Origin of the sequence: Streptomyces sp. NPDC007157, from assembly GCF_040634235.1 — a bacterium.
In the GTDB taxonomy this organism is placed as follows: Bacteria; Actinomycetota; Actinomycetes; order Streptomycetales; family Streptomycetaceae; genus Streptomyces.
Window position 1 is genome coordinate 37,256 of the sequence record NZ_JBEYFE010000036.1, and the last position, 12,026, is coordinate 49,281.

At 70.1% G+C, this 12,026-nt stretch carries 13 protein-coding genes; 8 read left to right on the top strand and 5 right to left on the bottom strand.

What is annotated here, in order from left to right; genetic code table 11:
- Positions 1–2: 2 nt before the first annotated feature.
- Entirely contained in the window at positions 3–512 is a 510-nt protein-coding gene (locus ABZ642_RS41280; protein ID WP_360495142.1) for a GtrA family protein, read from the bottom strand.
- 207 nt (positions 513–719) lie between these two features.
- Between ABZ642_RS41280 and ABZ642_RS41285 the strand changes: the two genes are divergently transcribed.
- The 4 genes from ABZ642_RS41285 to ABZ642_RS41300 all read left to right on the top strand — a co-directional run bounded on the left by ABZ642_RS41285 (position 720) and on the right by ABZ642_RS41300 (position 5,021).
- The gene (locus ABZ642_RS41285; RefSeq protein WP_360495145.1) at positions 720–1,859 is read left to right on the top strand and encodes a 5-(carboxyamino)imidazole ribonucleotide synthase; all 1,140 of its coding nucleotides are present in this window, start codon (positions 720–722) and stop codon (positions 1,857–1,859) included.
- A complete protein-coding gene (gene purE / locus ABZ642_RS41290; RefSeq protein WP_360495147.1) occupies positions 1,856–2,380 on the top strand; it encodes a 5-(carboxyamino)imidazole ribonucleotide mutase in 525 nt (174 codons plus the stop codon). The genes ABZ642_RS41285 and purE overlap by 4 nt, the downstream gene beginning before the upstream one ends.
- 21 nt (positions 2,381–2,401) lie before the next feature.
- Positions 2,402–3,580, top strand: a complete 1,179-nt coding sequence (locus ABZ642_RS41295) for a dipeptidase (protein WP_360495150.1) — start codon at positions 2,402–2,404, stop codon at positions 3,578–3,580.
- 340 nt (positions 3,581–3,920) lie between these two features.
- A complete protein-coding gene (locus tag ABZ642_RS41300; RefSeq protein WP_360495153.1) occupies positions 3,921–5,021 on the top strand; it encodes a dipeptidase in 1,101 nt (366 codons plus the stop codon).
- Positions 5,022–5,132: 111 nt separating this feature from the next.
- Here the strand turns inward: ABZ642_RS41300 and ABZ642_RS41305 are convergent, their stop codons facing one another.
- Together ABZ642_RS41305 and ABZ642_RS41310 are read right to left on the bottom strand one after the other, a co-directional pair.
- Positions 5,133–5,519, bottom strand: a complete 387-nt coding sequence (locus ABZ642_RS41305) for a VOC family protein (protein ID WP_360495156.1) — start codon at positions 5,517–5,519, stop codon at positions 5,133–5,135.
- A gap of 14 nt (positions 5,520–5,533) precedes the next feature.
- Positions 5,534–5,893: a VOC family protein gene (locus tag ABZ642_RS41310; protein WP_360495159.1), complete on the bottom strand. Its 360-nt coding sequence runs from the start codon at positions 5,891–5,893 to the stop codon at positions 5,534–5,536.
- Between the two features lie 118 nt (positions 5,894–6,011).
- Between ABZ642_RS41310 and ABZ642_RS41315 the strand changes: the two genes are divergently transcribed.
- Positions 6,012–6,518 (top strand): CGNR zinc finger domain-containing protein, encoded by a 507-nt coding sequence (locus ABZ642_RS41315; RefSeq protein WP_360495162.1) that lies wholly within the window; start codon positions 6,012–6,014, stop codon positions 6,516–6,518.
- A gap of 187 nt (positions 6,519–6,705) precedes the next feature.
- Here ABZ642_RS41315 and ABZ642_RS41320 read toward each other — a convergent pair whose 3' ends face one another.
- Entirely contained in the window at positions 6,706–8,049 is a 1,344-nt protein-coding gene (locus ABZ642_RS41320) for a UDP-glucose/GDP-mannose dehydrogenase family protein (protein WP_360495165.1), read from the bottom strand.
- A 178-nt stretch (positions 8,050–8,227) separates the two neighbouring features.
- Between ABZ642_RS41320 and ABZ642_RS41325 the strand changes: the two genes are divergently transcribed.
- On the top strand, positions 8,228–9,385 hold the full coding sequence (locus ABZ642_RS41325; RefSeq protein ID WP_360495168.1) for an acyl-CoA dehydrogenase: 1,158 nt from the start codon (positions 8,228–8,230) through the stop codon (positions 9,383–9,385).
- A 142-nt stretch (positions 9,386–9,527) separates the two neighbouring features.
- Positions 9,528–9,893, top strand: coding sequence for a four-helix bundle copper-binding protein (locus tag ABZ642_RS41330; protein WP_360495171.1), 366 nt, complete (start codon positions 9,528–9,530; stop codon positions 9,891–9,893).
- A gap of 66 nt (positions 9,894–9,959) precedes the next feature.
- Here the strand turns inward: ABZ642_RS41330 and ABZ642_RS41335 are convergent, their stop codons facing one another.
- Positions 9,960–11,261, bottom strand: coding sequence for an LCP family protein (locus ABZ642_RS41335; protein ID WP_360495174.1), 1,302 nt, complete (start codon positions 11,259–11,261; stop codon positions 9,960–9,962).
- A gap of 119 nt (positions 11,262–11,380) precedes the next feature.
- Here ABZ642_RS41335 and ABZ642_RS41340 point away from each other — a divergent pair, with 119 nt between their 5' ends.
- Positions 11,381–11,929 (top strand): acyl-CoA thioesterase, encoded by a 549-nt coding sequence (locus ABZ642_RS41340; protein ID WP_360495177.1) that lies wholly within the window; start codon positions 11,381–11,383, stop codon positions 11,927–11,929.
- Positions 11,930–12,026: the final 97 nt, after the last annotated feature.

The following is a 12,026-nucleotide window of genomic DNA, read 5'->3' on the forward strand; positions in this document are numbered from 1 at the left end:
GCTCAGAAGACCCGCTGCTTGGGCTTGGGCTCCGGGGAGTCGGCGGCCTGCTCCAGGATCGCCTCCGCGTCGGCGACCGTCTCACGGGCCGGCAGCGCCTTGAACACCCAGGAGCGGTACGACCAGAAGCGGAACAGCGTCGCCACGCCGATGCCGACGAACTTGAAGACGTTGCTCTGCAGCGGGCTGTCCCAGCCGAAGCCGTAGGTCGCCAGATACAGCAGACCGTTCTCGATCACCAGGCCGACCGCGCTGAACAGCAGGAACAGGGTGAGTTCCTTGGTGCGGCCGCCCTTGTCACGGTCCCGGTACGTCCAGTAGCGGAAGCCGAGGTAGTTGAAGACAATGGCGACGACGGTGGCTATCACGCTCGCCCGTACCACCGGAAGCTCGGTGAGGTGCCGGACCAGGTTGAAGACGCCGAGATTGACGAGAATGCCGGCACCGCCGACGGCGCCGAATTTGGCGACCTCGCGTACGAGCCGTTGCAGCCCCGAGGAACCACGTTCCATGGTTGTGCGGGCTCCTGTCCGTAGGTGTTGGCGACCCAGCCATGCTAACGATCCAGTATGTCCCATGCCTGTGGATGACGACACAGGTCGGGAACGGCTTGGAAAGAGCAGCGGAAAAGCAGGACAAGAGGCAGCGAAGCGGCCGGTAAGAGCCCTGGTCGCGGGCGCGGAAACCGGCCACTGTGGCGCGGCCGATACCCTGGGGGTGTGACGTTCCCGGTAGTCGGCATGGTCGGCGGGGGCCAGCTCGCGCGTATGACGCACGAAGCGGGCATCCCGTTGGGCATCAGGTTCAAGCTCCTCAGTGACACTCCTCAGGATTCCGCGGCCCAGGTGGTGAGCGATGTCGTCATCGGCGACTACCGCGACCTGGAGACCTTGCGCGCGTTCGCACGCGGCTGCGATGTGATCACCTTCGATCACGAGCACGTGCCCACCGAGCATCTGCGGGCCCTGGAGGCGGACGGCATCCCCGTGCGCCCCGGCCCCGACGCTCTGGTGCACGCCCAGGACAAGGGCGTGATGCGGGCGAAGCTCACCGAGATCGGCGTCCCGTGCCCACGGCACCGGATCGTGGCCGACGCGGAGGACGTGGTCCGGTTCGCGGCCGAGGGCGACGGCTTCCCCGTCGTCCTGAAGACCGTCCGCGGCGGCTACGACGGCAAGGGCGTCTGGGTCGTGGAGACCGCCGAGGAGGCCACCGACCCGTTCCGGGCCGGTGTGCCCGTGCTCGCCGAGGAGAAGGTCGACTACGTCCGCGAGCTGGCCGCCAACGTCGTACGCTCCCCGCACGGCCAGGCCGTCGCCTACCCGGTGGTCGAGTCCCAGCAGGTGAACGGCGTCTGCGACACGGTGATCGCGCCCGCCCCCGACCTGGACGAGTCCCTCGCCCTGCGGGCCGAGGAGATGGCCCTGCGGATCGCGAAGGAACTGGGCGTGGTCGGCCACCTCGCCGTCGAGCTGTTCCAGACCCGCGACGGCCGCATCCTCGTCAACGAGCTGGCGATGCGCCCGCACAACTCCGGCCACTGGAGCCAGGACGGCGCGATCACCAGCCAGTTCGCCAACCATGTGCGAGCGGTTCTCGACCTGCCCCTGGGCGACCCGCGGCCCCGCGCCAGGTGGACGGTCATGGTCAACGTCCTCGGCGGCGACTACCCCGACATGTACTCCGCGTACCTGCACTGCATGGCCCGCGACCCCAAACTGAAGATCCACATGTACGGCAAGGACGTGAAGCCCGGCCGCAAGGTCGGGCACGTCAACACCTACGGCGACGACCTGGACGACGTTCTCGAACGCGCACGTCACGCTGCCGGCTACCTGAGAGGCACGATCACCGAATGAGCCCTGTTGTTGGCATCGTCATGGGTTCGGACTCCGACTGGCCCGTCATGGAGGCCGCCGCGAAGGCCCTGGACGAGTTCGAGATCGGGTACGAGGTCGACGTCGTCTCCGCGCACCGCATGCCGCGCGAGATGGTGACGTACGGCGAGCGGGCGGCGGAGCGCGGCCTGAAGGTGATCATCGCGGGTGCCGGGGGAGCGGCCCACCTCCCGGGCATGCTCGCCTCCGTGACCCCCCTCCCGGTCATCGGCGTCCCGGTCCCGCTGAAGTACCTCGACGGCATGGACAGCCTGCTGTCGATCGTGCAGATGCCGGCCGGTGTCCCGGTCGCCACGGTCTCGGTCGCCGGCGCCCGTAACGCGGGCCTGCTGGCCGCCCGTATCCTGGCCACGCACGACGAGGACCTGCTGGCCCGGATGCGGGACTTCCAGCAGGACCTCAACGACCAGGCGACCGAGAAGGGCAAGCGCCTGCGGTCAAAGGTCGAAAGCGGCTCTGACGGCTTCGGCTTCGGCAAGTAGGACACCGGGAAGCAATACGCAATGACCTCTCTCGACGAAGCCCGGTCCCTGCTGCGCGAGTTCCCGGTCGTCGACGGCCACAACGACCTGCCCTACGCGCTGCGCGAGCAGGTCCGCTACGACCTCGACGCCCGTGACATCGCCGGCCACCAGAACGCGCATCTGCACACCGACATCCCGCGCCTGCGCGAGGGCGGGGTGGGCGCGCAGTTCTGGTCGGTGTACGTCCGCTCGGACCTGCCGGGCGCGGTCCCGGCGACCCTCGAACAGATCGACTGCGTACGTCAGTTGATCGCCCGTTACCCGGCCGACCTGCGGGCCGCGCTGACCGCCGCCGACATGGAGGCGGCGCGCGCCGAGGGCCGGATCGCCTCTCTCATGGGCGCGGAGGGCGGCCACTCCATCGACAACTCGCTGGGCACGTTGCGTGGCCTGTACGCCCTCGGCGTGCGCTACATGACGCTCACCCACAACGACAACAACGACTGGGCGGACTCGGCGACGGACGAGCCGAAGGTCGGTGGTCTCTCCGCCTTCGGCCGCGAGGTGGTGCGGGAGATGAACCGCCTCGGCATGCTGGTGGACCTCTCCCATGTGGCCCCGACGACCATGCGGGCCGCGCTCGACACCACCACCGCCCCGGTGGTCTTCTCGCACTCCTCCGCCCGGGCCGTCTGCGACCACCCCCGCAACATCCCGGACGACGTCCTCGAACGCCTCCCCGCCAACGGCGGTGTGGCCATGGTGACGTTCGTGCCGAAGTTCGTGCTCCAGGCGGCGGTCGACTGGACGGCGGCGGCCGACGACAACATGCGCGCGCACGGCTTCCACCACCTCGACACCACCGAGGACGCGATGAAGGTCCACCGGGCCTTCGAGGAGAGCCACCCCCGCCCGGTCGCGACGACCGCCACGGTCGCCGACCACCTCGACCACATGCGCGAGACCGCCGGCATCGACCACGTCGGCATCGGCGGCGACTACGACGGCACGGCCTTCACCCCCGACGGCCTGAACGACGTCTCCGGCTACCCCAACCTGATCGCCGAACTCCTCGACCGCGGCTGGTCCCGTCCCGACCTGGCCAAGCTCACCTGGCAGAACGCGGTCCGCGTGCTGGGCGCGGCGGAGGACGTGGCCCGGGACCTCCAGGGGACACGGGGGCCGTCGAACGCGACGATCGAGTCGCTGGACGGCTGACGTCCGGCCAGGCACGCGCATGACGTGATTCCAAGCGGCTCGGTGGGGCGGCCCTGACCTGCGGGTCGGTCCCCTGCCGGGCCGCGACGGCGTCGTTCCTGGCCCGGGACGGCACCGGGCGGCGCCATGAGTGACTCGGATTCGGCCGGGTGGGCGAGCGGGACGTCGGGCCGGTCGGGACGTCGGGCCGGTCGGGTTCGTGCGGCCGCCGGTTCGGGGGACCGGGCCGTGCGGCCGTACCCCCGAACGCCGCGTCCACCAGGAACCCTCCCGGGCGGCCGTGCGACGGTGGGCTACAGCCCCATCACGACGTAGCTCACGACGACGTACGGAGCCCGCAATGGCCGACCTCCACGACATTCCCGCCACGACCGAGGTCGGCGAGGACGACAGCCTCCCGGACGACCCGTTCCTCTCGGTGCCCGACACCGAGTTCCTGGAGCGGGCCCATGTCCTGCTGGACGCGTACCCGGTCGCGGACGGCTACAGCGGGCTGCCGCGGGCACTGGGGCCGCTGCCCTGGTACGACCTGGAGCTGGGCGAGGCGGCCGTGGACACGGACGTGCCCCGGCTGCGCGAGGGGCACGTGGGCGCGCTGTTCTGGTCGCTGGACCTGCCGGAGCAGGAGCGCGGCGACCGGGCCGTGGGGGCCACGCTGGAACAGCTGGACCTGGTGCGCCGGGTGGTCGAGACACACCCGGAGGGGCTCCGGCTGGTGCGCACCGCCGGGCAGATCATCGACGCCCGCAACTGCGGCCGGGTCGCCGTGGTGCTCGGCCCCGCCTCCGCCGCCGCCGTCGACGACTCCCTCGGCATCCTGCGCGTCCTGAACTCCCTCGGCCTGCGCGTGCTCTCGCTGGCCGGCGCCGACTGGGCGGACCGGGAGGGTCTGACCCGGTTCGGCGAGGAAATGATCCGCGAGATGAACCGGCTCGGCGTGCTGGCCGACCTGTCCGGCGCCCCGGAGACCGTCCTGGCCCGGGTGCTCGCCCTGTCCAAGACGCCGGTCCTGTGCACCCGCTCCGCCGCCGCCGCCGTACGCCCCCACCCCGCCAACCTCTCCGACGCGCTGCTCGCGCAGCTCGGCGAGCAGCGGGGCCTGTGCATGGTGCCGCTCACCGCCGAGCAGTCCGGGCCGACCGTCCGGGACGTCGCCGACCATCTCGACCATGTCCGTATCGTGGCCGGCCCCGAGTGCGTCGCGCTGTCCGGCAGTTACGACTCCGGCGCCGCCCACCCTCGCGACCTCGCCGACACCTCCCGCTACCCGCACCTGATCGCCGAACTGCTCCGGCGAAGCTGGTCCGACACCGAGCTGTCCCTGCTGACCTGGGAAAACGTCCAGCGAGTCCTGCGCAGCGCCGACTTCACCGCCCGCGCGGCCCAAGGCCGCCGCGAGCCGATCCCGGGCAGACAGGGACCGGCCGACGCGGAGACGTGAGCCCCGCCCGGCCGATCCGGGCGGCGCGATCAGGGGATCGGGATCAGGGCGATCCGGATCAGGGGATCGGGATCAGGGGATCGGGATCAGGAGATCCGGCACGGACAGAGATCAGGGGATCCGGCACAGACAGAAGGGATGGCCGGCCGGATCGGCGTACACCTGGAAGTCCTTCTTCTCCCGGTCCTCCAGGTCCAGCGGCCGTGCCCCCAGCGCCAGCACCTTCTCGTGGGCCGCGTCGACCTCCTCCCAGGTCGACCCCGCGTCGAAGTCGAGATGGAACTGCTGGGCGTTGCGGTCGGCCCGCGGCCACTCGGGCGGCGTGTACCCCACCACCCGCTGGAAGCCCAGCCGCGGCCCGTCCGGTACCTGCAGTACGACCCACTCGTCGTCCTCCGCCACCGGGGTACCCCCGGCCACGGCGGCGTAGAAGCGGGCCAGTGCGAGCGGGTCGGGACAGTCGATCACTACGTTGCGCAGACGGGCGACGATCGCCACGAGTCCTCCCTGGGTCAGCAGGCGCAGAGACAGAACGGGTGCCCCGCCGGGTCGGTGTACACCCGGAAGCTGCGCCCCCGGTCCGCCGCGTCCAGCGGCTTCGCGCCCAACTCCAGCACCCCCTTCTCGGCAGCGTCCAGATCGTCCACCACCAGATCCAGGTGGAACTGCTGCGAATCGTCGGGCGCGGGCCACTTCGGCGGCTCGAAACCGGGCGCCTTCTGGAAGGCCAGCGCCTGCCCGCCGGGCACCGCCAGATCCACCCACTCCTCGTCCCCCTCGACACTGCCACCCAGCACCCCGGCGTAGAAACCGGCGAGCGCGGACGGGTCGGGACAGTCCAGGACGACGGCACCGAGCTTGGCGAGAGCCATGACTTCCTCCTCGAGTTCCGAGTTGCTTGTTACCCGTAGAGCCGGGTAACCAGTCACCGTTACCGCATGCTCCCGCAGCGGGGGTAACCTCGCAAGGGAATTCGGGAGGCTTGCAGGGATGAGTGAGAGATCGCCCGCGCCGGGCGGCCTGGCCCTGGTCGAGGCCCTGGTGAACACGCTGGACATCGAGTCGGGCGCCGACGCGCTCGACACGCCGGACGGCAGGGCGCCCCTCGGTATCACGGAGACCGAACTCCCGCTCTCCCGCGCCCTGCGCGAGTCCCTGCGCGCCGCCCTTCTCGCGCATGCCGGACACCCCCCGCACCGCGAGGTCACCCCGCTGGGCGAGCTCCTCGCGCAAGCCCCCCTGTATGTCGCCGTCGACCCTTCGGACGGCTCGGCGGCCCTCACCCCCGCCGGCTCGGCCCCGCTGCTCTCCCGGATCGCCGCCGCCGTCGCCACGGCCCTGGTCGAGGGCACCTGGATGCGCCTCAAGGCCTGCGAGGCCGACACCTGCCACTGGGCCTACTACGACCGCAGCCCGGCCGGACGTGGCCGCTGGTGCTCGATGCAGGTGTGCGGGGCGCGCGCGAAGATGCGCCGGTACCGGGCCAAGGACAAGTAAGGCACAGGCAGTTCACCGGTCACACCTGTGTGGCATGGTGCAGAATGCGACACGACACCGGTTCGGCCGACTGAGCCTCGGCCGAACCGGTGTCGTCTTTCTGCCCAGGGCGGCCCCAAGCGCACCCGCAGACCAAAGCGCACCCCAGACCAAAGCGCGCCGGCAGACCCAAGCGGCGCCGGCAGCCTCAGGCGGTCGGCCGCCCCATCGCCCGGAACGACCACCCCGCCCGCCGCCAGACCTCCGGCTCCAGCGCGTTCCGCCCGTCGAGGATCACCTTCGCCGAGGCCACCGCACCCAGCGCCGCCGGGTCCAGCTCCCGGAACTCCCGCCACTCCGTCAGATGCAGCACGACATGTGCCCCCCGCACGGCCTCCAGCGCGGTCTCCGCGTAACCCAGCGTCGGGAACAGCCGCCGGGCGTTCGCCATCCCCTTCGGGTCGTACACCGTCACCTGCCCGCCCTGCAGATGGATCTGCCCGGCGACGTTCAGCGCCGGCGAGTCCCGTACGTCGTCCGAGTCCGGCTTGAAGGCCGCGCCGAGCACCGCGACCCGCTTCCCGAGGAACGACCCGCCGCCGAGCGCCTCGCGGGCCATCTCGACCATCTGCCCCCGGCGCCGCATGTTGATGGAGTCGATCTCGCGCAGGAAGGTCAGCGCCTGGTCGGCGCCCAGCTCACCCGCGCGGGCCATGAAGGCGCGGATGTCCTTCGGCAGGCAGCCGCCGCCGAACCCGATCCCGGCGCGCAGGAACTTCTTCCCGATCCGGTCGTCGTGCCCGATCGCCTCGGCCAGCTTGGCCACGTCTCCGCCCGCGGCCTCGCACACCTCGGCCATGGCGTTGATGAAGGAGATCTTGGTGGCGAGGAAGGAGTTCGCGGACGTCTTCACCAGCTCGGCCGTCGGGAAGTCGGTCACGACGAACGGCGTGCCCTCGCCCACCGGCGTCGCGTACACCTCGCGCAGCAGCTTCTCGGCGCGCTCGCCGCGCACGCCGACCACGATCCGGTCGGGGTGCAGGGTGTCCTGGACGGCGAAGCCCTCCCGCAGGAACTCCGGGTTCCAGGCGAGTTCGGCGTCGGCGCCGGCGGGCGCGTTCTCGGCGAGGTAGGCGGCCAGCCGCTCCGCCGAACCGACCGGCACGGTCGACTTGCCGACCACGAGCGCGGGCCCGGTGAGATGCGGGGCCAGTGACGCGATCGCGGAGTCGACGTACGACATGTCGCAGGCGTACTCGCCGTGCTTCTGCGGGGTGTTCACACAGACGAAGTGGATGTCGCCGAAGGCGCCCACCTCGGCCCAGTCGGTGGTGAAGCGCAGCCGCCCGCTGGAGCCCTCGAAGCCCGCCACGTGCCTGCGCAGCAGCTCGTCGAGGCCCGGCTCGTACATCGGGGTCTCGCCGCGCTCCAGCATGGCGATCTTCTCGGGTACGACGTCGAGCCCGAGCACCTCGAAACCCAGCTCGGCCATGGCCGCGGCATGCGTGGCGCCGAGGTAACCGGTGCCGATCACAGTGATCTTGAGGCTCATGGAATGCTCCAGCTCGGGGATGTCGGTGCTGCTGCGGGGCCGAGCATAACCGGGCCCTCCTGCGGGCAACTTTCCCGCTGTCGCGTACCTCACGTCACCGTTCCGTGGGCCGCGCTCTAAACTTTGAGTTACTTAACAGTAATTAGCGTCAGCACCACTGCGTCTGGAGTGAGAGACCTTGGCCGGATCGGCTGACTTCGACCTGTACCGCCCGTCCGAGGAGCACGACATGCTCCGCGACGTCGTCCGCGCGCTGGTCGAGGCGAAGATCGCCCCGTACGCGGCCGCGGTCGACGAGGAGGCCCGCTTCCCGCAGGAGGCCCTCGACGCGCTGGTCGCCAACGACCTGCACGCCGTGCACGTACCCGAGGAGTACGGCGGTGCCGGGGCCGACGCGCTCGCCACGGTCATCGTGATCGAGGAGGTGGCCCGCGCCTGTGTCTCCTCCTCCCTCATCCCGGCGGTGAACAAGCTGGGTTCGCTCCCGGTGATCCTCTCCGGTTCCGAGGACCTGAAGAAGAAGTACCTGGCGCCGTTGGCCAAGGGCGACGCGATGTTCTCGTACTGCCTCTCCGAGCCGGAGGCGGGCTCCGACGCGGCCGGCATGAAGACGAAGGCGGTCCGTGACGGCGACCACTACGTCCTCAACGGCGTGAAGCGCTGGATCACCAACGCGGGCGTGTCCGAGTACTACACCGTCATGGCCGTGACCGACCCGTCCAAGCGCTCGAAGGGCATCTCGGCCTTCGTGGTCGAGAAGTCGGACGAGGGTGTCTCCTTCGGCGCCCCGGAGAAGAAGCTCGGCATCAAGGGCTCGCCGACCCGTGAGGTCTACTTCGACAACGTCCGCATCCCCGCCGACCGCATGATCGGCGAGGAGGGCACCGGCTTCGCCACCGCGATGAAGACGCTGGACCACACCCGCATCACCATCGCCGCCCAGGCGCTGGGTGTCGCGCAGGGCGCGCTGGACTACGCCAAGGGCTACGTCCAGGAGCGCAAGCAGTTCGGCAAGCCGATCGGCGACTTCCAGGGCATCCAGTTCATGCTCGCCGACATGGCCATGAAGATCGCCGCCGCCCGCGCCCTCACCTACCAGGCCGCGGCCGCCTCCGAGCGCGGCGACGCCGACCTGACCTTCCAGGGCGCGGCGGCCAAGTGCTTCGCCTCCGACACCGCCATGGAGGTCACCACGGACGCCGTCCAGCTCCTCGGCGGCTACGGCTACACCCGTGACTACCCGGTCGAGCGCATGATGCGTGACGCGAAGATCACCCAGATCTATGAGGGCACGAACCAGGTCCAGCGCATCGTGATGGCCCGGAACCTGCCGTAACCCGCAAGGAATCCACCGGAAAAGGCGCCCCTCGGGGCGCCTTTTCCCGCTCTGTCGCCGAATGGCGCTACCGCTCGGTCGGGCTTAGAAGGGAGACGAACGGGGCCTGCCCCGGGCCCTTCCCCTCTCCCTTGGAGGAGTCATGACCCAGACCGGACCCATGACGGCCATGAGCAAGCAGATGCAGGAGTGCGTCAACGCGTGCATGGCCACCCACACGATGTGCGAGGAGACCATGAGCTCCTGCATGTCCATGGACGGCGGCCAGGCCCACATGAGGATCATGCGCGCGCTGATGGACTGCTCCGAGATGACCCGGATGTGCGCCGACATGATGATGCGGCGCTCGCCCCTGTCGGCCGAGATGTGCGCGATGTGCGCCAGGGCCTGTGACATGTGCGCCGAGGCGTGTATGTCCATGCCGGAGGATCCGCAGATGAAGCGCTGCGCCGACGCGTGTCGCCGCTGCGCCGAGATGTGCCGCTCGATGGCCGGCGCGGCCATGTGACACCCCGCTGAAACGGCGTCGGGGGCACCCCGCAACAGGGTGCCCCCGAACCGGGTACGACCGGGCTCAGTTGCTGGTGACGGTGACCTTCTGGTCGTTCTTCAGCTCGTCGACCAGGGTCTTGACCTTCGCCTTGTCCCAGACGAGGTTGCCGCCCGTGGAGCCGGAGACCGGCATGTTCATCGAGGTGCCGTCGCCGCCGTTGACGTCCTTCATCGCGAAGAACATGGAGGCCAGGTCCCACAGGCTCATGTCCTTGTCGACGGTGAGGGAGTCCAGGCCCGCGCCGAGGGTGGGGTAGAGCTTGAAGGGGTTCAGGACCGTCGAGGGGGTGGCCACCTGATGGGCCAGCGCCGCCAGGAACTTCTGCTGGTTCTTGGTGCGCTGCAGGTCGGACGCGGCGAAGGCGTGCCGGGTGCGGACGAAGGCGAGGGCCTCCTCGCCGTTCAGGGTCTGCTTGCCCGCCTTGAAGTTCGCGCCCGAGTACTTGTCGGTGAAGCCCTTGTCGATGTCGATCGTGACCCCGCCGACCGCGTCCACGATGTCCGCGAAACCGGCGAAGCCGATCTCCACGTAGTGGTCGATGTGCAGCCCGGTGTTGTACTCGACCGTGCGCACGAGCAGGGTCGGGCCGTCCTCGGCGTAGGCCGCGTTCAGCTTCGTGTGCCGGCCGGTGCCCTGGTAGACCTTGCCGGACGTGGACCCCTTGTACGAGGGGATCTCCACGTCCGAGTCGCGGGGGAGGGAGATCAGCGTGTCGCCGTTGTCGCCGACGTGCAGGATCATCATCGAGTCCGTGCGCTGGCCCTCGGCCGACCCCGTGTGCAGCTTCTTCTTCTCGTCGGCCGACATGCCCTTGCGGCTGTCGGAACCGACGATCAGGTAGTTGGTGCCCGCGCCGGCCGCGGGACGGTCTATGACCTTCGACAGGTCGACGTCCCGGTGCAGCTTGGAGTCGGCCCAGAAGTAGGTCGCGACGGATGTGACGATCAGCACGCTCAGGACGACGATCGCGGTCCACTTGATCCGCTTGCGCCAGTTCGGAGCCGGCCGCGGGCCGCGCTCACGGGTGCCGCCGGGTCCCCCGCCCCCGGGGCCGCCGCCGTAGACCTGGCCGGTGTTGTAGCCGCTGTCGTACCCGTTGTCGTACCCGGAGCCGTCGTCGTACCCGTTGCCGTACGCCGGCTGCTGCGGGACGCCGGCGTAGCCGCCGCCCCCCTGCTGCGGCGCGCCGTACGGCGGCGCCGACGGCTCCCCGCGTCGTACTTGGCGCATCACGCGGGCGCCCTCAGGCTGCGCGCTTGCGCTACCGCGTCCGTACCGGTTGCCGCGGTTGTCGTTCGACCGTCCCTCGGGCCATTCGTTCATGGGCCCCAGTGTGCAGGCAGCGCCTGTACCTCTTACAAGGGTCGTCGGGAAATCAGGGCACCGCTGTTGCCAACCCGACACAAATTCCGTGATTGTCACTTCGGCATAAGGTAGGGGCCATGACAGACCAGGCCCCCGAGGCGGAGTCCGATATTCCCGGCAAGCCGACGTCCGCTTCCCGGACCACGCTGAGCCACATCATGACCCACAACGACACCAACCTCCTCGGCACGGTGCACGGCGGTGTGATCATGAAGCTCGTCGACGACGCGGCGGGCGCGGTCGCCGGGCGCCACTCGGGCGGTCCCGCCGTCACCGCCTCCATGGACGAGATGGCGTTCCTGGAGCCGGTCCGCGTCGGTGACCTGGTCCATGTCAAGGCGCAGGTCAACTGGACCGGCCGGACGTCCATGGAGGTGGGCGTGCGGGTCCTCGCCGAGCGCTGGAACGAGTCGACCCCCGCCACCCAGGTCGGCTCGGCCTACCTGGTCTTCGCGGCGGTCGACGCCGACGGCAAGCCCCGCCGGGTACCGCCGGTGGTTCCCGAGACCGACAGGGACCGGCGGCGGCATCAGGAGGCCCAGATCCGGCGGACGCACCGGCTGGCGAGGCGGCGAGAGATACGCGAGCTGCGCGAGCGCCGGGTGGCCCAGGGGTTCGAGGACTAGAGCGGGGCCGCACCGGTCTGCCGCGGGGCCGCGCCCCTTCAGGGGCGCGGGGAACTGCGCGAACAACCCCCACGCACCCGCAGTCGACCGGCGACCC

What these genes read in the sequence shown, in the direction of transcription:
- ABZ642_RS41335 (WP_360495174.1), bottom strand. Translation starts at nt 11,261, where the DNA reads ATGAACGAATGGCCCGAGGGACGGTCGAACGACAACCGCGGCAACCGG.
- ABZ642_RS41320 (WP_360495165.1), bottom strand. Translation starts at nt 8,049, where the DNA reads ATGAGCCTCAAGATCACTGTGATCGGCACCGGTTACCTCGGCGCCACG.
- purE (WP_360495147.1), top strand. Translation starts at nt 1,856, where the DNA reads ATGAGCCCTGTTGTTGGCATCGTCATGGGTTCGGACTCCGACTGGCCC.
- ABZ642_RS41300 (WP_360495153.1), top strand. Translation starts at nt 3,921, where the DNA reads ATGGCCGACCTCCACGACATTCCCGCCACGACCGAGGTCGGCGAGGAC.
- ABZ642_RS41315 (WP_360495162.1), top strand. Translation starts at nt 6,012, where the DNA reads ATGAGTGAGAGATCGCCCGCGCCGGGCGGCCTGGCCCTGGTCGAGGCC.
- ABZ642_RS41295 (WP_360495150.1), top strand. Translation starts at nt 2,402, where the DNA reads ATGACCTCTCTCGACGAAGCCCGGTCCCTGCTGCGCGAGTTCCCGGTC.
- ABZ642_RS41280 (WP_360495142.1), bottom strand. Translation starts at nt 512, where the DNA reads ATGGAACGTGGTTCCTCGGGGCTGCAACGGCTCGTACGCGAGGTCGCC.
- ABZ642_RS41330 (WP_360495171.1), top strand. Translation starts at nt 9,528, where the DNA reads ATGACCCAGACCGGACCCATGACGGCCATGAGCAAGCAGATGCAGGAG.
- ABZ642_RS41310 (WP_360495159.1), bottom strand. Translation starts at nt 5,893, where the DNA reads ATGGCTCTCGCCAAGCTCGGTGCCGTCGTCCTGGACTGTCCCGACCCG.
- ABZ642_RS41340 (WP_360495177.1), top strand. Translation starts at nt 11,381, where the DNA reads ATGACAGACCAGGCCCCCGAGGCGGAGTCCGATATTCCCGGCAAGCCG.